Source organism: Pararhodospirillum oryzae (genome assembly GCF_007992075.1).
GTDB classification, from domain to species: domain Bacteria; phylum Pseudomonadota; class Alphaproteobacteria; order Rhodospirillales; family Rhodospirillaceae; genus Pararhodospirillum; species Pararhodospirillum oryzae.
In genome coordinates, this window is the sequence record NZ_BJZO01000002.1 from 39,673 (window position 1) to 58,218 (window position 18,546).

Annotated in this window: 13 protein-coding genes; 6 read left to right on the top strand and 7 right to left on the bottom strand. The window is 67.5% G+C overall.

Annotation, left to right across the window (positions count from 1 at the left end):
* The first annotated feature begins 48 nt into the window (after window positions 1–48).
* From glgX to ROR02_RS00600, 3 genes are read left to right on the top strand one after another with little or no spacing between them, the layout of a single operon-like run.
* On the top strand, window positions 49–2,220 hold the full coding sequence (gene glgX, locus ROR02_RS00590; protein ID WP_147162059.1) for a glycogen debranching protein GlgX: 2,172 nt from the start codon (window positions 49–51) through the stop codon (window positions 2,218–2,220).
* 23 nt (window positions 2,221–2,243) lie between these two features.
* Window positions 2,244–4,448 (top strand): 4-alpha-glucanotransferase, encoded by a 2,205-nt coding sequence (gene malQ, locus ROR02_RS00595; RefSeq protein WP_147162060.1) that lies wholly within the window; start codon window positions 2,244–2,246, stop codon window positions 4,446–4,448.
* Window positions 4,445–7,009, top strand: coding sequence for a mechanosensitive ion channel family protein (locus tag ROR02_RS00600; RefSeq protein ID WP_147162061.1), 2,565 nt, complete (start codon window positions 4,445–4,447; stop codon window positions 7,007–7,009). The genes malQ and ROR02_RS00600 overlap by 4 nt, the downstream gene beginning before the upstream one ends.
* A 166-nt stretch (window positions 7,010–7,175) precedes the next feature.
* Here the strand turns inward: ROR02_RS00600 and ROR02_RS00605 are convergent, their stop codons facing one another.
* Together ROR02_RS00605 and ROR02_RS00610 are read right to left on the bottom strand one after the other, a co-directional pair.
* Window positions 7,176–8,060, bottom strand: a complete 885-nt coding sequence (locus ROR02_RS00605) for a helix-turn-helix transcriptional regulator (RefSeq protein WP_307725130.1) — start codon at window positions 8,058–8,060, stop codon at window positions 7,176–7,178.
* Between the two features lie 270 nt (window positions 8,061–8,330).
* Entirely contained in the window at window positions 8,331–10,046 is a 1,716-nt protein-coding gene (locus ROR02_RS00610) for a L,D-transpeptidase family protein (protein ID WP_170244898.1), read from the bottom strand.
* Between the two features lie 473 nt (window positions 10,047–10,519).
* Here ROR02_RS00610 and ROR02_RS00615 point away from each other — a divergent pair, with 473 nt between their 5' ends.
* Window positions 10,520–10,915: a hypothetical protein gene (locus ROR02_RS00615; RefSeq protein ID WP_147162063.1), complete on the top strand. Its 396-nt coding sequence runs from the start codon at window positions 10,520–10,522 to the stop codon at window positions 10,913–10,915.
* 55 nt (window positions 10,916–10,970) lie between these two features.
* Here the strand turns inward: ROR02_RS00615 and ROR02_RS00620 are convergent, their stop codons facing one another.
* From ROR02_RS00620 to ROR02_RS00630, 3 genes are all read right to left on the bottom strand, one after another.
* Window positions 10,971–12,563: a glycoside hydrolase family 17 protein gene (locus ROR02_RS00620; protein WP_147162064.1), complete on the bottom strand. Its 1,593-nt coding sequence runs from the start codon at window positions 12,561–12,563 to the stop codon at window positions 10,971–10,973.
* 251 nt (window positions 12,564–12,814) lie between these two features.
* Window positions 12,815–14,134 (bottom strand): aspartate aminotransferase family protein, encoded by a 1,320-nt coding sequence (locus ROR02_RS00625; protein WP_147162065.1) that lies wholly within the window; start codon window positions 14,132–14,134, stop codon window positions 12,815–12,817.
* Window positions 14,135–14,365: 231 nt separating this feature from the next.
* Window positions 14,366–14,920, bottom strand: a complete 555-nt coding sequence (locus ROR02_RS00630) for a hypothetical protein (RefSeq protein WP_147162066.1) — start codon at window positions 14,918–14,920, stop codon at window positions 14,366–14,368.
* A 158-nt stretch (window positions 14,921–15,078) separates the two neighbouring features.
* Between ROR02_RS00630 and ROR02_RS00635 the strand changes: the two genes are divergently transcribed.
* Window positions 15,079–16,044, top strand: coding sequence for a homoserine kinase (locus tag ROR02_RS00635; RefSeq protein WP_147162067.1), 966 nt, complete (start codon window positions 15,079–15,081; stop codon window positions 16,042–16,044).
* Between the two features lie 44 nt (window positions 16,045–16,088).
* Window positions 16,089–16,550 (top strand): ribonuclease HI, encoded by a 462-nt coding sequence (gene rnhA / locus ROR02_RS00640; RefSeq protein WP_147162102.1) that lies wholly within the window; start codon window positions 16,089–16,091, stop codon window positions 16,548–16,550.
* A 103-nt stretch (window positions 16,551–16,653) separates the two neighbouring features.
* Here rnhA and purN read toward each other — a convergent pair whose 3' ends face one another.
* Window positions 16,654–17,322, bottom strand: coding sequence for a phosphoribosylglycinamide formyltransferase (purN, locus tag ROR02_RS00645; RefSeq protein WP_147162068.1), 669 nt, complete (start codon window positions 17,320–17,322; stop codon window positions 16,654–16,656).
* The gene (gene purM, locus ROR02_RS00650) at window positions 17,319–18,497 is read right to left on the bottom strand and encodes a phosphoribosylformylglycinamidine cyclo-ligase (RefSeq protein ID WP_147162069.1); all 1,179 of its coding nucleotides are present in this window, start codon (window positions 18,495–18,497) and stop codon (window positions 17,319–17,321) included. The genes purN and purM overlap by 4 nt, the downstream gene beginning before the upstream one ends.
* Window positions 18,498–18,546 lie beyond the last annotated feature (49 nt).

An 18,546-nucleotide genomic window follows, 5' to 3' on the forward strand; every position in this document is an offset into this window, starting at 1 on the left:
GCGGGAACGGGTTCGGTGTCGCGGCACTAGACAGAGGGAACCTGCGCCATGTCTCTAACCCGCCCCCGGGTATGGCCGGGCCGCCCCTATCCCCTTGGTGCGACCTGGGACGGGCGAGGGGTCAACTTCGCCTTGTTTTCAGAGAACGCCGAAAAGGTAGAGTTGTGCCTGTTCGAAGGCGACGGCGGCCGGGAAACGGCTCGGGTCGCCCTGCCCGAATACACGCATGAAATCTGGCACGGCTATCTGCCCGACGCGCGGCCGGGCCAACGCTACGGCTACCGCGTCCATGGTCCCTACGCGCCGGACCTGGGGCACCGCTTCAACGCCAATAAACTGGTGCTTGATCCGTATGCCAAGGCCTGGGGGGGGCAGCTGGAATGGACCGATGCCCATTTTGGCTACCGTCTGGGCGCGGCGGCCGAGGATCTGACTTTTGACACGCGCGACAACGCTCCCTACATGCCCAAGTGCGTGGTGATGGACACGGCCTTCACCTGGGGGGAGGAGCGTAAACCCCGTGTGCCCTGGCACGAGATGATTTTGTACGAACTGCACGTCAAGGGCTATACCATCCGCCATCCCGACGTGCCCCGACCCCATCGCGGCACCTTCGCCGGCATGGCCGACCAGGCCGTGGTCGGCTACCTGAAAAGCCTGGGAATCACCTCGATCGAGCTGCTGCCGGTGCATGCCTTCGTCCACGATCGCCACCTGGTGCGCAAGGGACTGAGTAATTATTGGGGTTACAACAGTCTTGGGTTCTTCGCGCCCCATTCCGAATACCTGTCCAGTGGCAAGCTGGGCGAATTCAAGACATTCGTTCAGGTCATGCATGATGCGGGTATTGAGGTGATCCTGGACGTGGTTTACAACCACACCGCCGAAGGCAATCATCTGGGCCCCACCTTGAGCTTCAAGGGCATCGACAACGCCAGTTATTACCGCCTGGTTCCCGGGCGCGAGCGCTATTATCAAGACAGCACCGGGTGCGGCAACACCTTGAACATGCGCCATCCCCGGGTCTTGCAACTGGTCATGGATTCGCTGCGCTACTGGGTCGAGGATATGCGCGTGGATGGGTTCCGGTTCGATCTGGCGACAACACTGGCGCGCGACAAAGGAGCCTTCGATCCCCATGCGGGCTTCATCGAAGCCGTGCGCCAGGATCCGGTGCTCTCCACCGTCAAGCTGATTGCCGAGCCCTGGGACGTGGGCGACGGCGGTTATCGCCTGGGGGGATTCCCGCCCGGGTTCGCCGAATGGAACGATCGGTATCGAGATACCGTGCGGCGTTTCTGGAAGGGTGATCGCGGTCAGGTGGCCGAGCTGGCAACGCGCCTGACCGGCTCGTCGGACCTGTTCGACAAACGCGGCCGCTGCCCGTGGGCCAGCATCAACTTCGTGACCGCCCACGACGGGTTTACCCTGGCCGACCTGGTGACCTACAACCACAAGCACAACCAGGCCAACGGCGAGGACGGCCGCGACGGCACCGACAACAACCATTCCTGGAATCACGGCGAGGAAGGCCCCTCGGTCGATCCCGAGATCCAGGAACTGCGCTTGCGGCAGATGCGTAATTTCCTGGCGACCTTGCTGCTTTCGCAAGGGGTGCCCATGTTGGTCGCGGGCGACGAATTCGGACGCTCGCAAAAGGGCAACAATAATCCCTATTGCCAGGACAATGAAATTTCGTGGATCAACTGGGGGGCCCTGGGACCCAAGGGTCGCCAGATGATCCGGCTGGTTCGGTGGCTGGTGCGCCTGCGCAAGCATCACCGGGTTTTCCATCGCAACCGCTTTTTCCACGGGGTGACCTTGCGCGGGACGGACATCAAGGATCTGACCTGGCTTGATGCCCAGGGCCGCGAGCGCTTGAAGCCCGAGCACTGGGCCGATCCCGAGGACCGTTTCCTGGCCTTTCTCATCCGGGGCGAGGCGGGCGACTATTTCGTGACCGAGATGGGCCAGCCCGAGCCCGACTACAGTTTCCTGGTCGCGTTCAACGCCCATCCGCGCGCGGTGGACATGATCTTGCCGCCGCTGGGATCGGGCACGTCCTGGTCCTTGTTGCTCGATACGGCGCGTCCGGGGGTTGAGCGCATCGCGGCCCCCCTGGATGGGCACGCCTACGCGGTGGAAGCAAGGTCCCTTGCCATTTTCCGCCGGGATCCGGGTCCCCACCACGGGGATGACGAAAACAGGCCCTGGGGCTAATTCATACGGGAAAGACGACGCTGATGTCTGACGACTCCTCGGGCGCTTTGCGCCGTCTGGCCGAGCGGGCCGGCCTGCTGGACCGCTATTATGATGCGTTGGGGGCGTACATCGAGGTGCCCGACCGCGCGCTGGTGGCGACCTTGGCCGCCCTGGGCTGGCCCTTGCACGACGCCACCGAGGCCGAACGGATTTTGTCCGATTGGAAAATCCCCGGCCCCGTGCCATTGCTACCACCGGTTGTTGTTCATCGCCGCGCCAGGATCGGCGAGTCCGAAGCCCCGCTTTCGGTTCCCGTGGCCTGGCCGCGTGGAGCAGGGCCGGGGCGCTGGACCGTGATCTGGGAGAACGGGTGCGACCTGCCCCCGGCCGAAGGGCTGTTCGACCCCACCACGCTGCCGATGGGCGAGGAGGGCGCGGACGGGGCCCGTCTTCTGCGACGCCTTGATCTCCCGATCGCAACACCTCCACTTGGATACCACAGGTTGCGGGTGGAAGGCTTTTCCGTTCCCCCCCACGAGATCACCCTGATCGTCGCGCCGGCGCGCTGCTGGCTGCCCAAGGCGGCCGACGGCGAGGATTCGTTGCGCCTTTGGGGGGTAACCTGTCAGGTTCACGGCCTGCGCGGGCGCGCCGACTGGGGCATGGGCGATTTCGGCACCCTTGCTGCCCTGACCCGACTGGTCGGGCGCCATGGCGGCGACGTGATCGGCATTAATCCGGTGCACGCCCTGTTCCCCACCCGTCCCTTGCACGCCAGCCCCTATTCGCCCAACTCAAGGCTGTTCTTGAATCCCCTTTACATCGCGATCAACGATCTGCCCGAGCTGGCGCATGATCCGGTCCTCGCGCCCGACGAAGGGGAACTCGCGGCCTTGCGCGCCGGCGATCTGATCGATAACGCCGCCGTGGGGCCCCGCAAGATGCGAGCCCTGGAAGAAGCGTTCTCGGTGTTCGAGCAGGTGCACCGGGCGTCCCGCTCGCCCCGGGCCGAGGCCTTCGCCCAGTTCGTGGCCGAGGGCGGCTTCTTGCTGGAACGCTTTGCCGTGTTCCAGGTCCTGGCCGAACTGTTCGCCTCACGGGGCTGTTCGTGGCGCGACTGGCCGGCGGAATACCAAGATCCGGCCTCGGGCGCGGTGGCGGCGATCACCGAATCCCACCGCCGTCGGGTTGACTTCCATTCGTGGTGTCAGTTCGAGGCGGACCGGCAGCTTGAGGCGGTGGCCGAGGCGGCCCGGCGCTCCGGGCAGCGCCTGGGGCTTTATCGCGACCTTGCCCTGGGCTCGGATCCCACGGGGGCCGATTCCTGGATGCTGGGCGATCTGCTGGTGGCGGGTCTTGCCGTGGGCGCGCCTCCCGATCCGTGGAACGCGGCCGGGCAGAACTGGGGCTTTTCGCCGTTCCACCCCGAACGGATGCGCGCCGCCGGCTACGAGCCCTTCGCGCGCATGATCCGGGCCAACATGCGCCACGCCGGGGTTTTGCGCATGGACCATGTCCTGGGCCTGATGCGCCTGTTTTGCATTCCCCGGGGCATGGAGGGGCGCGAGGGTGTGTATGTCCGCCAGCCGTTCGAGGATCTGCTGGCGGTGCTGGCCCTGGAAAGCCATCGCGCCCGCTGCCTTGTGATCGGCGAGGACCTGGGCACGGTGCCCGACGGTTTCCGCGACCGCATGGTCGAGGCGGGCATCCTGTCGTGCCGCCTTTTCTATTTCGAGCGGCGCGAGGGCCGGGCCCTGGTTCCGCCCGCCGACTATCCAAGACTGGCCGCCGTCTCGGCGACCACGCATGATCTGCCCACCTTGCATGGCTTCTGGGCCGGGCGGGACCTGGCCTGGAAGCACGACCTGGGTCTGTTCCCCACCCCCGGGATTCGTGACATGGAAAGCATGGAGCGGCACAACGACCGCCCCTTGATTCGCGATACCCTGGCCGCGGCCGGGTGCCCGCTCGCCCCCAGCGAGGGGTTCGAACCGCCGGCCAACCTGGTGCCGGCCGTGTCGGAGTGGCTCGCGCGCACCCCGAGCCTGCTGGTCACCGTCCAGATGGAGGATATCCTGGAAGAACGTGAGCAAGCCAACCTGCCCGGAACCATCGATCAGCATCCCAACTGGCGCCGCCGGCTCGGGCTCTGCGTGGAGGATCTGGACAATGACGGCCGCCTGGAAGACATCGCCCGCCTGATGGCGGCAAACGGTCGGGGCACCCAGGGGAACGGCGCATCATGATGCAATGCATGGGGGGCGGCGAAAGGTCCGTTTGCCTTTCGCGCGCTCTTTTGGGGCTGGTCCTGGGGCTGGCCCTGGCCCTGGCGGTGATCCCGGGAATGGGACCGGCCCCGCTGGCGTATGCCGCCGATTCCCAGCCCAAGGCGGCCGCGGCCGCGGCCGCCGCGCCGCTGCCCGATCGCATGGACGCGGCGAACAAGGCCTGGGACAAGAGCCTGAACGCGATCGAAGCCGCCCTGGGCAAGCCCGGTCTTTCGGGCACCGACAAGGTGCTGGACGACTACGCCGCCCGCCTGCGCGCCATTCGCGAGGACGTGACCAGCCTGAACACCGAGGCCACCCAGCGCGTGGGCGAGACCGAGCGCCTGCTGAGTGCCCTGGGCCCCCCGCCCGACGAGGAGCAGGGGCCCGAACCCGCCGACATCCGCCAGCGCCGGACCACCTACACCACCGATCTGGCCACGTGGCGGGCCCGGGTGGCCAAGGCCGAGGTCGCCAGCACCCGGGCCGAGGCCTTGCTGGGGCGCATCGCCGCCTTCCGGCGCAACACCCTGGTTTCCACGCTGTTCGATCCCACGCCCGAACCCTGGTCCTCGGTCGTGCTGAGCAAGGCCGCCGACGATACCGTGCGCGCGGTGGACATGATCGTGAGCGCGCCGGGTGAGTGGTTTTCCGGAGGGTCGGCCACCGATTCCCGGTCGCGCACCCTGGGGCTGGTGGCGTTGTGGGGCGCGGCCGGCATCGTGCTTGGCCTGGGGGGGCGCTGGTGGGTGCTGCGGCGCTTCGGGCGCCGGGTCACCGAAACCGCCCCCACCTATGCCCAGCGTACCCTGGGGGCCCTGGCCGAGGGACTGGCCAATGGCCTGTTGCCCGCCTTGCTGATGGCGGGAATGATCGCGTGGGCCCAGGTCAACCTGCAAGACGACGACCTGCTGCGCCATCTGGTTTCCAGCACCTTTCTTGCCCTTCTTGTCCTGGTCGCGGCGCGGGCCTTTACCCGTGCCGCCCTGGCCCCGGGGCTGCCCGACTGGCGTCTCACGACCCACAACGATGCCCAGGCCGTCCGGCTCAGCCGCATCATTCAAGGGTTGTCGGTGGTGCTGGCCATCGATGTTTTCCTGCTGTTGCTCGCCGATGACTTCGATCCCACGCCCGAAACGCTGTGGCTGGTGACATCGGGCCTCAAGCTGATGGAAGGCGCCATCCTGGTGCGCCTGTCCGGACGCGATCTGTGGAGCAATGGCATCCATCCCACCGAGGAAGCCGCCACCGGCGTCTCGCTTGCCCATGACGACGACGAAAGCGCCTTGAGCGCCCGTCGCCTGCTGTGGCTGGGGCGCGGACTGGTGTTGCTCACGGCCATCGTGGGCATGCTGGCCGGCCTGTTCGGCTATGGTCGCCTGGGGAGCTTCCTGATCAATGGCCTGCTGGCCAGCTGCGCCCTGATGGGCGGGGCCTTGATCGTGCGCGGGGTGCTGCGGGATCTGACCGGGCTGCTCACCCGGTCGGCCTGGCTGCGCACCCGCCTGGGATGGGGGGAAACCGGCCAGTCACGCGCCGGTTTCTGGATGCGGGCAACCATTGATATCGGGCTGCTGCTGGGGCTCGTTTATCTCGGCGCCCCGGTGTGGGGCGTGCCCTCGCAAGAAGTGGTGGATACGGTTGTCACCTTGCTGACCGGCATCAAGGTGGGCAGCGTCACCATTTCGGTGGTCGACATCTCGGTGGGCATCGGGGTGTTCCTGGGGGCCATGGCCTTCACCCGCATGATCCAAAGCACCTTGCAGCGCAAGGTGCTGGTGCAGACGGGCATGGACCCCGGGGTGCGACACTCGCTAACCACCGGGTTGGGCTATCTCGGGGCCATCGTTGCCTCGGCCCTGGCGGTGGCCACCATGGGCATCGATCTCACCAACGTGGCCCTGATCGCCGGCGCCTTGTCGGTTGGTATCGGCTTCGGCTTGCAAAACATCGTGAATAACTTCGTGTCGGGTCTGATCATCCTGGTTGAACGGCCGATCAAGGTGGGAGACTGGGTGATCATCAACGGCAACGAAGGCCTGGTGAAACGCATCAGCTTCCGGGCGACCGAGCTGGAGACGTTTACCCAGGCGGCGATCATCTTGCCGAACGCCGAAATTCTGTCGCGTCCCTTCACCAACCTGACCCACCGCAACCGTCTGGGACGCATTGATGTCGCGGTGGGCGTGGCCTATGGCTCGGACACCGATCTCGTCAAGAAGGTGCTGCTTGAGGTTATCAATGCCCATGAGCAGGTTTTGCCCCTGCCAGCGCCTTGGGTGGTGTTCAAGGATTTTGGCGACAGCGCCCTGATCTTCGAGGTTCGCGCCTATACCGCCAACGTGATGAACCGGATGTCGATCGCCAGCGACCTGCGCTACGGGATCGATCGTCGCTTTCGCGAGGAGAACATCTCGATTCCGTTCCCCCACCGGGTTCTGGTTCCGGCGGCCGGGTCGATTCTGGCCCCGGTCTCCCTTCCGGCCCAGCCTCCTGGCGCGGTGTCCCCCCATTGGGAGACCGACGAGCCAGACGATTGAGCCCGGTTTGACCCACCTCGCGCAAAAAAAGAAGGGGCCCTCCGGCCCCTTCCCATTTCGCGCAAAAAAGGAAGGGGCCGGAGGGCCCCTTCAAGGTGGTCATGGGATGATAGAGAGCATAGTCACGATGAGCGCGCACGCGGCATCGCACATCATGGTGAGAACCTTACATAACCCGCCGCGTTTCGGAAATGGCGGATTCCCACAAGGCGGAGGTCATCGCCGCTTCGGGGGCGTTTGAGCGCAAAAGGCCAAGGCTGAGCGCGCGGGCCACCGCCTGGGCCGTGGTCCGCGCCGACAGCTTGCGCCGGGCGGAGCGCAGGCGATGTTCAATGGTGCGCTCGGCAAGGCGCAGGTGATCGGCCATTTCGCTGACCTGGCACCCCCGCGCCGCCCACAGCAGACAATCGCGCTCCCGGTCGGACAGCTGCACCACCCGGTCGTGGGGATTAAGCCGGTTGTCGAACAGGGGAAATTTCTGCATGGCGTCGTGAAACAGATACGCCATCAAGATGAGCGATGGCCCATAGTGGCGGGTCAGCTCGTCCCAATCCTCGTCACCGAGGCCGGTGGCGCTGAGGAAGAGACCGCCCGGGCTGGATTCACGCCCAAAGCGCAACGGGACGCTGACCCCATTGCGCACGCCAAAGGCCAGGGCATCGCGCCATACCGCTTCCTCGCGCCTCGCGTGGGTCAGGCGCGTTCGCAGATGGCGCCAGGAGGCCGGTTGATCGAAGCGAAAGGCCCACTGCACCACGATATCGTGACGGAGATGCTCGTTTTGTTCGTACTGGGTCACGAAATCGGCGGGAAAATGGGTCCGGTACAGGGTTTCACGGTGCAGATCGGCGCGCAGGTGGGGTGAAAACACCCCGCCATAGGAGACATGCGGAAACCCCAGACGGTCGAAAGTTTCTCGCATCTGCGTCCAGCATTCTCCCGCCGTCGCGCAATTCCTGAGCCTGGCCGTGAAATCCTCCACCGCCAAGTCCAGAGGGGCTTCCGTGCTGATCCAAAGCTCGCTCACCGCCGGTGTCCATAAGTCATCCACATATCCACTACACCAAGAGACTCTGCCTTCTTGTGGCGGGGCGCGCAAGATCTCCATCGCGGCGCTTGTGAAATACCCTTTGTGCACAAAAAACATGGGATTGAGTTTATCTCTGCGACAAAAAAGCACTTTATGATAGATAATATAAAACAACACCCCTTGAATGATCCCTTTTGGGAGGGGTTCCGACTCGATTTTTTATTATTTGGTACTGTTTTACCGTAAACGAGGCAAAATAAAGCGCCTCCCGCACCTCGCGGCGCGGAGGCGTCAGCGAACCGCGACGGCATCGCTTTCGCCCGTCGCGCTCGCCGCCTGCTCCAGGCGGCGGTACAAGGCCGGATCCAGGTCGTAGACATCGCGGTTGAAGCGAAGCGGCGCTCCCGGCCGGGTGGTGTCGGCCCAGGCGGTAATGTAGGCGAGATGGACGGGAACGCGCCATGCGAGGCGGACGACCCGGGGACGCGGCCCCCGGAAACTCGCCGCCGATTGCCCTGGTCGGGCCGTGAAATGGGCCAGCAGGTAGTCGGCCAGGCCCGCCGGATCTTGCACCCGCACGCACCCATGGCTGACGGCGCGAAACGACCGCGAGAAGACGGCGCGCGAGTTGGTGTCGTGCAGGTAGACGGCGTACTGGTTCGGGAACATGAACTTGACGCTGCCCAGGGGATTGCTGGGGCCCGGGTCCTGGCGCAGACGGTAGGCGCGGGCCGCGTGGTGGGTCCGTTCCCAATCCACGGCATCGCTGGCCGTTTCCGGGGCTGGCGTGCTGGTGCGGGGCAGCACGGTGAACCCCCGGCGCGCCAGGTAGGCCGGATCCTCCACCTGACGGGGGATTACTTCCTCCCGCGCGATGGAAATGGGAACGTTCCAGTAGGGATTGAATTCCATGTACTCGATTTCGTCGCTGAACAGCGGCGTCGGATCGTTCGGCCGTCCAACCGCCACCGGCATGCGCAAGGCCTCGCGGGGGCCCGCGTTCAAGAACAGCTCATATTGCGGCACGTTGACGAAAATATTCACCGCGCCCAGGTCTCGGGGCAGCAGGCGCCAGCGCTCCAGGGCGACGCGGATCTGGTCCACGCGCTCGGTGCCGCCCCGGGTCAGTTCGCCCAGGGACGCGGGGCCCAGGACGCCGTCCACGGCCAGGCCGTGGTGGGTCTGAAAGGCCCGGACCGCCTGGGTCATGGCGTCGTCGAAAAGGGAAGCGTCGCGGCTGGCCCCCGCCGTCAGCTCGCCCAGGGCGATCAGGCGCTGGCGCGCCGCCGCCACGCGGGGACCGCGGTCGCCGGGACGCAGCGAGGGGCCCTCGGCGATCGGGGCCGCCGCCGGGGTGTGGGGGGCGCGGGCCTGCCACCGCGCCAGGGCCGCGATCAGCAGACGGTACTGGGGCGAGGCGGGCTCCAGGGAAGCCAGGAAGGCCTTGGGGTCGGGGGCCGCCGCCGCGTTGCCGATCAGGGTTTCGATCGTCCAGCCCTCTTCGCGGCTCAGCAGGTCGGCGCGCTGGTCAAAAGGCACCAGACGGCGCGTTTGTCCCAACAGGCGGTCGCAGGCGAACAGCACGAAGGCGCGGCTGATCAGGGCGTCGGCGACCAGTTCGTTTTCCGGAGTCCCCACCGCCAGACGAGCGTGAATCGCGTCAAGCTGGTACATGGTCGGATCAAGGCCCTCGGCGGCGGCGGCGCTCAGGCTTGCCAGCACGGCCTTGCCGCGCGGCGAGGCGCCTTCGGCGGTCATCCACACGGGCACGAAATTGCGGGCCGCGTACAGGGGCATCAAGGCCTGGCCCAGGGCATCGGTGCCCAGCGCGGTCACCAGGATGGCGGGCGGAGGCGCGACAAGGCCGGTTCCGTCGGCAAGCCCGGCCGGCGCGCCAGGAGCGGGCGCGGCGGCCGGCACGCTTTCCGGGCTGCTTCCGGGGTCGGCGGTGGTCGCTTCACTGGTTCCCATCCCCAGCGCGGTGGTCAGGAGAATCCCGGCCAGCACAGGCCCGACTCCCGTTCCCGTGCCGGATTTCACGACTCCCCGGGGGCGCCAAACCCGCGACGGGCTTGCACTCGTTTGCATGAACATGGGAAAAGACTGGCGACCGAACCACATGGAAAGCCTCCGAAATACAGACACCCTTTCGCCCACGACCACGGGGGTGCGGGGTATCCGCCGGCGCGGTGTTGTCTCGCTTCCCGGTGCGAGCCGGAAGCGGTTGCTCCACTCTTGCAACAATGGGGACCCACCCCCTCGGAGTCCAGGGGACACGGGAAAACGAGGATCCCAATCGTGCTTTTTTGGCACCATGGTGCCATTTTACAACAGTCTCTTCCTTCCTTTTCCCGCTCTTTGTGGGGAAACGCGCGCTGCTTCGCGCCGCGAGGTGGTTGACGATCCTGTTCCAGTCCCGGCACCTTCGATCGTTGTCATTCTCGTCGGCCTGTTTTTCCCAACACCGGATGATCGGACCCATGATTTCCCTTCGCACCCTGCGCGCCGCGCAGCCCTTGCCCGGCGTCGTTCTGGCCGGTGTCGCGGCGGTGATCGCCACGCGCCTGCGCTACGATCTTGTCGAACCCGAAGCCATGGGAGCCGCGTGTCAGGCGGCGGGGCCGTGGTGGTGTGGCCCCCGGCGGGGCCTGATCATGCTCACGGAATGGAAGATGATCGGCCTGGCCGCGCTGCTGCTGGCCTTGCTGGCCTGGGGGCGCCATCTGCGCCGGGGCGATCCCACCGCGCTGGCGCTGGCGGCCCTGGCGGTGGGCGGGGTCGGGATCGTGCTTTACAACGCCACCGCCTCCACCGCCGCCCTGGTCGCGGCCGGGCTGGTCCTGGCTTTGTACCGCAACCGGGACGCCACGGCCTGAGGGCAGGCCCGGGGGGAGGCGCCTCCCCCCGGAGCGTAAGGACACGAACCCGGCGTCAGCCCTGGGGGCGGGCCGGGAACAGACGCCCGCGCAGGAAGGCCAGTTCGGCCGAGATCGCCTCGCGGCACGCAAACGCCAGCCCCAGGCAGACCACGGCCCAGGCCTGGGACTCGGTGTTCAGCATCGAGTCGATGGTCAGCGGGCCACAAACCAGGATCACCAGGCCCATCCAGGCCTCGGCCGCCGCGCTCGCGGGGCGGTCCCCCGGTTGTCCGCCGGCCGCCCGGGGCCAGGCGAGGCTGAGCATGGGGAGCACGAACGCCAAGGTGAGAAAGTCCCGGTGGCGGCCGTCGGCGGCCATCGCCAGGGCGGCGTAGGTGGCCGGGGCCAGCACCAGCCAGCGCCAGATCAAGGCGAGGCGCGGGGGCAGGGCGGGCAGGCCGGCGCAGGCCCGGGCCAGCACCACGCCACCGGCTCCGGCCAGCAGCCACAGGTAAAGCCCCCAGGCGGTGATCATCGGCCCCATGGCGAAATCCAGGGCCTGGGCGCCGAAGGCCCACGCCACCGATCCGGTGGCGGCGCCCACCAGGGCAAGGCCGGTGGTCCGCGCCTGACCCAGGGGCGAAACGGCCCCGGCCGGAGCGAGGATCAGCGCGAGGGCGAGGCCGGCCAGGGCGGCGGCCGCGCCGGTGCCCCAGTGCGACCATTCGCGCACGGGGCCCTGCAACGGGAACTTGGGAGCCCGGCTGGCGTCCAGGACCCCCCAGAATCCGCCCACCGTACCCTCGGGCCCACGCTTCCAGGGCTGATCAATGCCCTCGATCACGTTGTAGGGTACCCCCAGGGCGTCGGCCTGCTGGGCGAATTCGCGCAGGAACCGGGCCTCGTTGACCAGGGTCGGCGCGGCCTCGCCCCGGGTGCGTCCGGCGCTGGGCCAGCCGATTTCGCCAATCTGCAACGGCTTGCCGGGGAAGGTTGCCCGCGCGGTGTCGATGATGGTGCGCACGTGGGCCTGCACCTTGTCGATGCTCACCGGCGTGGGGTCGTCCCAGTAGGGCAGCACGTGGATGGTCATCAGGTCGACCGCGTCGGCGACCACCGGGTTGCGCCGCCAGAATTCATAGATGTCGGCGTAGGTGACGGGCAGCGTGGTCCGCGCCTTGACCGAGCGAATGATGTCGGCCAGCTGCTCCCCGGTCATTTCCCGGCGCAGCAAGACTTCGTTGCCCACCACCAGCGCCTTGACGGCGTCGGGATGGGCGTGGGCCAGGGCCAGGGCGGCGTCGATCTCCTTGGCGTTGCGCTTGTCGTCGGCGCCGATCCACATCCCCACCAGAACCTTGAGCCCCGCCGCCTGGGCGGCCGGAATCGCCTCGCCCTCGTGGCCGACCGACGAGTAAATGCGGATGCAGTCGGTCATGGTGCGCAGGTGGGCCATGTCGGCGGCGATGGCGCCGGGCGGCAGGGTGAAGCCCTTGTCCTGGGGCGCCGTGTTGCCGTTGGAGGGCGCGTAGGACAGGCATTGCAGGTGTCCGTCGGGAATGTCGGGCATCGCGATCGGCCGGCCCAGCCACGCCCACAGGGCGATGAACAGGACGCCGACCAGCACGGGGCCGCCAACGGTGGGAAGAAGCAAGGCTGGGCGCATGAAGAGGGAAACTCCCCGGGCAAGAGCAAAAGCAAGACGAGACGGCGGGCGGGCGTCCCCATCCCCTGTTCGGGCCGGACGAAAGGCACCGGGGCCTTGCGACGAAGGCCCCGGCTGGAAGCAGGGCGGGGCGGTCCGGCGCGGGTGTGTTTGAGCTTGTCAGGGAAAAGTGGAAACCGCTTTTCCCGAAGAGACAAACTCAAACAAGGGGATCCGGAGTCTGTCCGCTTCAACGGGAAACGGACGGAACTCTAATCGAGGGTGCGCAGGATGGTGGCCAGTCCCTCGACCAGACGGGCGAGGTCCTCGCGTTCGGCGATCAGCGGCGGGGCCAGGGCGATGGTGTCGCCCGTGGTGCGGATCAGGAAACCGGCCTCGTAGGCTTTCAAGAACGCCTGGGTCGCGCGCTGGGTCGGCTGGCCGGGAATGGGGTCCAGCTCGATGGCGCCCACCAGGCCATAGTTGCGGATGTCGATGACATGGGGCAGGCCGCGCAGGGCGTGCAGGCTGTCTTCCCAGAAGCCCGCCAGCTCGGGGCCCCGGGTCAACAGGCCTTCCTCGGCATAGGTGTCCAAGGTGGCGAGCGCGGCGGCGGTGGCGATCGGATTGCCCGAATAGGTGTAGCCGTGGAAGAACTCGATTCCTTCCCCGGGGCCATTCATGAAGGCGTCGTGAATGCCCCGGCTCGCGATCACCGCCCCCATGGGCACCACGCCGTTGGTCAGGCCCTTGGCCACCGTCACCAGGTCGGGGGTGACGCCAAAGGCATGGGTCGCGAACGGCGCCCCCAGGCGGCCGAACCCGGTGATCACCTCGTCGAAAATCAAGAAAATGCCGTGGCGGGTGCACAGCGCGCGCAGGCGTTCCAGATAGCCGCGCGGCGGCAGCAGCACCCCGGTCGAGCCCGCCACCGGCTCGACGATCACGGCGGCGATGGTCGAGGGATCGTGCAGGGCGATCAGGCGTTCCAGATCGTCGGCGAACTCGGCGCCGTGCTCGGGCAGGCCGCGCGAAAAGGCGTTGCGCTCCGGGGCGTGGGTATGGCGCAGGTGATCGACCCCGGGCAGCAGCGGGCCAAAGGCCTTGCGGTTGGCGCCGATGCCCCCCACCGACAGGCCGCCGAAGTTGACGCCGTGATAGCCCCGCTCGCGTCCGATCAGCCGGAAGCGTCCGGGCTCGCCCCGGGCACGGTGGGCGGCCAGCGCGATCTTGAGCGCGGTTTCAACCGATTCGGATCCCGAATTGGTGAAGAACACATGCTCCAGCCCGTCGGGAAACAGGCCGGCCAGCCGGGTGGCCAGCTCGAAGACCTGGGGATGGGCCATCTGGAAGGGGGGGGCGTAGTCCATCTCGCCCACCTGGCGGCGGATGGCCTCGACGATGCGCGGCCGGTTGTGGCCGGCGTTCACGCACCACAGGCCGGAAATGGTGTCCATCACCTGGCGGCCGTCGTGGGTGGTGTAATACAGCCGGTCGGCCCCGACCAGCAGGCGCGGCGCCTTCTTGAACTGGCGGTTGGCGGTGAACGGCATCCAATAGGCGTCAAGATCGGTGGGAACGGGCACAACCATGGCAAGGGCCCTTTGTCGGGAGGGGGCGGCTCTCGGCCCCGGGACCCTTTCGCTTCGGACGGCGTGCGCGGGCCAGGCCGGAGCGAAAGGGGAATACCTGTTGTCCCTGGCATCGGTCAGGGAAAGGAGAGCCCTCGATTTCCCCCAAGGAAAAAAGAGGATATCTCAAAAAAGCTCCACGGTCTGCCCGATCCCCTGCGAGCAAGCGGACCTTGGAGCGTTTTTTGTTTTCTAGCTGGGCGTGCCCGGCCGGCGGCTGCGGTTGTAGTCCAGTTGCTCGCCTGTCAGCTGGAAGCCCACGTAAACGTCCTGGTCGGCGGCGCTGGCTCCGGCGTCCAGGGGAATGCGCACCCGAACCTTTTCGTCGCGCACCACCACCCGGTCCACGTTGGGCGGGAAGGTCGTGGCCACCTCGTAGGTTTGCTTGGCGGCGGGCTGGGGATAGAAGTTGGGAAGGGCGACGAAATAGTCAAAGCGGGTATCGCGCGAGCTGGCGGCCGGCCCCAGCCCGATCGCGAACGACAGCACCATTTCCACCGTGACCCCGGTTTTGTCGTAAGAGCAGGTGCCCTCGTAGCCGGTGACGCGGCCGGTCAGCTCAATGTCGGTGATGTCGCGCCCGGGCCCGGGCCGGAAGCGGGTCATCTCGGCCGTGGCGGCATCAATGCGCACCTGGGGGCAGGGCCTTGGATCTTCGCGCGAAAAAGCCTGACATCCCGTCAGGGCACAGGCGGCGCCCAGAAGCGCGAGGGCGGGCGCGGTACGCAAGAAAGCGAGGGAAGCCATGGGACGGGGTCCGCTGATACGGGAAAAGGAAACGCATGCCTTTGGGATAGCGCAATCGGGGCCCAGGGGCAACGCGGGTTCCCAGGGCCCCCGGAACCTGTTACACGATCGCCTTCCCTTTCGTTCCCGGTTCTTCTCATCAGGCGTCGAGTCGCCCCATGGCCGTCTACACCGAGGTTTTCGACGATGACGTTTCCGCCTTCCTGGCGGATTACGACATCGGCCGTCTGCGTGTCCTCAAGGGCATCGCCGAGGGGGTCGAAAACTCCAACTATCTGCTGATCACCGATCAGGCCCCCTACATCCTGACGCTGTACGAGCGTCGGGTGGATCCGGCCGATCTTCCCTTTTTCCTGGGCCTGCTGCGCCACCTCGCGGCGCGGGGCCTGCCCTGCCCGCAACCGGTGCCCGGCCGCGACGGCGAGCCCTTGCGCACCCTGGGCGGGCGCCCGGCCGCCCTGGTCACCTTCCTGGAAGGGGCGTGGGCGCGCCGGCCCGAGGTTTCGCATTGCGCGCAACTGGGCGATGCCCTGGCCCGCCTGCACCTGGCGGGCCTGGACTATCCGCTCAGGCGCGCGAACAGCCTGGCGCTGGCTGGCTGGCATGGCCTGTTCGAGGCAGTGCGCGAAGCGGCCGACGGCGTGATCCCGGGGCTGCGGGCGCTGGTGGAAACCGAGCTTGCGTTCCTTGATGCCCATTGGCCGGCCGGTCTTCCGGCCGGGGTCATTCACGCCGACCTGTTTCCCGACAACGTGTTCTTTCTCGATGGCACGCTGTCGGGGGTGATCGATTTCTATTTCGCCTGCAACGATTTCCTCGCCTACGATCTGGCCGTGTGCCTGAACGCCTGGTGTTTCGAGGGCGAGCGCGAGTTCAACGCCACCAAGGCGCATCACATGATCAGCCGCTATCAGAAGCACCGTCCCCTTTCCGATGCCGAGTTCGCGGCCCTGCCGCTTCTGGCCCGGGGCGCCGCGCTGCGATTCCTGCTCACGCGCCTGTACGACTGGCTGCACACCCCGCCCGGGGCCCTGGTCCGGCCCAAGGATCCGCAGGAATACGTGCACAAGCTCCGCTTCCATCAGGCGATTGGCGGGGCCGGCGCCTATGGGGTGACGCGATGAGCGGGCCGGAAGCAGGCCCCGGGGAAACGGCGGCCCCGGCGGCCATGATCGACGCCCCTTCGTCGGCGTCCATGGTCGAGATGTTCACCGACGGCGCGTGCTCGGGCAATCCGGGGCCTGGCGGGTGGGGGGTGCTGCTGCGCTCGGGTGCCCATGAAAAGGAACTGTGGGGGGGCGAACCCGACACCACCAACAACCGCATGGAACTGATGGCGGTGATCCAGGGCCTCGAAGCCCTGCGCCGGCCGGTGCGGGTGCGCATCCATACCGACAGCCGCTATGTCCACGATGGCATCACCGGCTGGATCAAGGGCTGGAAGCGCAACGGCTGGATGACGGCCGCGCGCAAGCCGGTCAAGAACGTGGACCTGTGGCAGCGCCTGGACGCGGCCCTGGGCGCCCACAAGGTGGAATGGCAATGGGTGCGCGGCCACGCCGGCCATCCGGAAAACGAACGCGCCGACGCCCTGGCCCGCCAGGGCACCGCCGACGCCCGCCGGCGCTGAGCTCTTTTGTCGGGTGTTCGCGGCCGCCGGGCTTTTCCGGGGCCGTGCCGGACCGGACACCGCGCGGGGGAAGCCTTGCCCCCTCCGCGCGCCGGACCGCCCCTCAGGCCTCGTCTCGTGGATTGATCAAGGTGGTGGCGGGGGAAGCGGCGCCGTCCACCAGGGCGCGGCCGTCCACCACCCGCACCCGTCCCTCGGCCATCAGGCGCAAGGCCAGGGGATAGATCCGGTGTTCCAGGGTCAGCACCCGCGCCGCCAGGGAGTCGGGGGTGTCGTCGGGCGCGATCGCGAGCGCGGCCTGGGCCAGGATCGGGCCGTTGTCCATGTCGGGACGCACCAGGTGGACCGTGCAGCCATGCACGCGCACGCCGGCTTCCAGCGCGCGCTCATGGGTGTGCAGGCCCTTGAACGACGGCAGCAACGACGGATGAATGTTCAGCATCCGGTCTTGCCAGCGTTCCACGAATCCGGCGGTGAGCAGGCGCATGAACCCGGCCAGGCACACCAGCTCGGCCCCCACGTCCACCAGGTGGGCGTGAAGGGCCTCCTCGAAGGCGGGGCGGTCGGCATGGGCGCGGTGATCGATCACCGTGGTCGAAAGCCCGGCCGCCCGGGCCTTGGCCAGCCCCGGCGCCTCGGGACGGTTGGACACCACCGACACCAAGGTGGCGGGAAAGCCGGGCGTGGCGCAGGCCTCGATCAGGGCTTCCATGTTGCTGCCCCGACCGCTGATCAGCACCGCGACCCGCGCCGGCTTGGAAGGGCCGGTCATGCGAACGCCTCCGCCAGGGCCTCGATCGCCACCTGGGGCGCGTCGGCGCTGGCGCGGGGCACCACGGTGCCCAGGTCGAAGACCGTTTCCCCGGCGTCGCTCAGCACGGCGCGGGCTTCATCGACGCGCGCGGCCGGAACCACCACCACCATGCCCACGCCGCAGTTGAAGGTGCGGGCCATTTCGGCCGGGGCAATGGCACCCGCCCGGGCCAGCCAGCGGAAGACCGGCGGCATGGTCCAGGCGCGGGCATCAAGCCGGACGGCGCACGACGCGGGCAGCACGCGCGGGATGTTCTCCCAGAAGCCGCCGCCGGTGATGTGGGCGAAGGCGTGGGCGAGGCCGGCCCGGTGCACCGCGAGGCACGAACGCACGTACAGGCGGGTGGGGGTGAGCAGGGCCTCGGCCAGGGTCTGGCCGGGGGCAAAGGGCGCGGGCGACTCCCAGGCGAGTCCTTCCTGGGCCACCACCCGGCGCACCAGGGAAAAGCCGTTGGAATGAACGCCGCTGCTGGCCAGGCCCAGAAGGCGGTCGCCGGGGCTGACCAGGGCGCCGGTGAGCAGGGCCGAGCGTTCGACCGCGCCGACCGCGAATCCGGCCAGGTCATAGTCGCCTTCCCGGTACAGACCGGGCATTTCGGCGGTCTCGCCCCCGACCAGGGCACAGCCCGATTCGCGACAGCCGGCGGCGATGCCCTTGACCACGGCGGCGGCCACCTCGACCTCCAGGCGGCCGGTGGCGTAATAATCCAGGAACATCAAGGGCTCGGCGCCCTGGACGATCAGATCATTGACGCACATGGCCACCAGATCGATGCCCACCGTGTCGTGACGGCCGGATTCAAGCGCGATCTTCAGCTTGGTTCCGACGCCATCGGTGGCGGTGACCAGCAGCGGATCGTGGTATCCTGCCGCCGCCAGGTCGAAGACAGCACCAAAACCCCCGAGGGCCGCGTCGGCTCCGGACCGCGCCGTCGAGGCGGCATGGGGTTTGATGGCTTGCACAAGGGCATTGCCGCTGTCTATGTCAACACCGGCATCCTTGTAGGTCAGGCCGGACGCGTGGGCGCCGGCATCGGAATGGGAAGTGGAAATGGCAGCCTCGTTGATCGCTTTGATCCCGGGTTTGGGCGCCGGCGGGCGTTCGCCCACCGCGCTCCGACTCCCCTGGACCATAGCGCATGCGCCCAGCAATGCAATCCTGCGTCCGGTCCTTGGGCTCCTC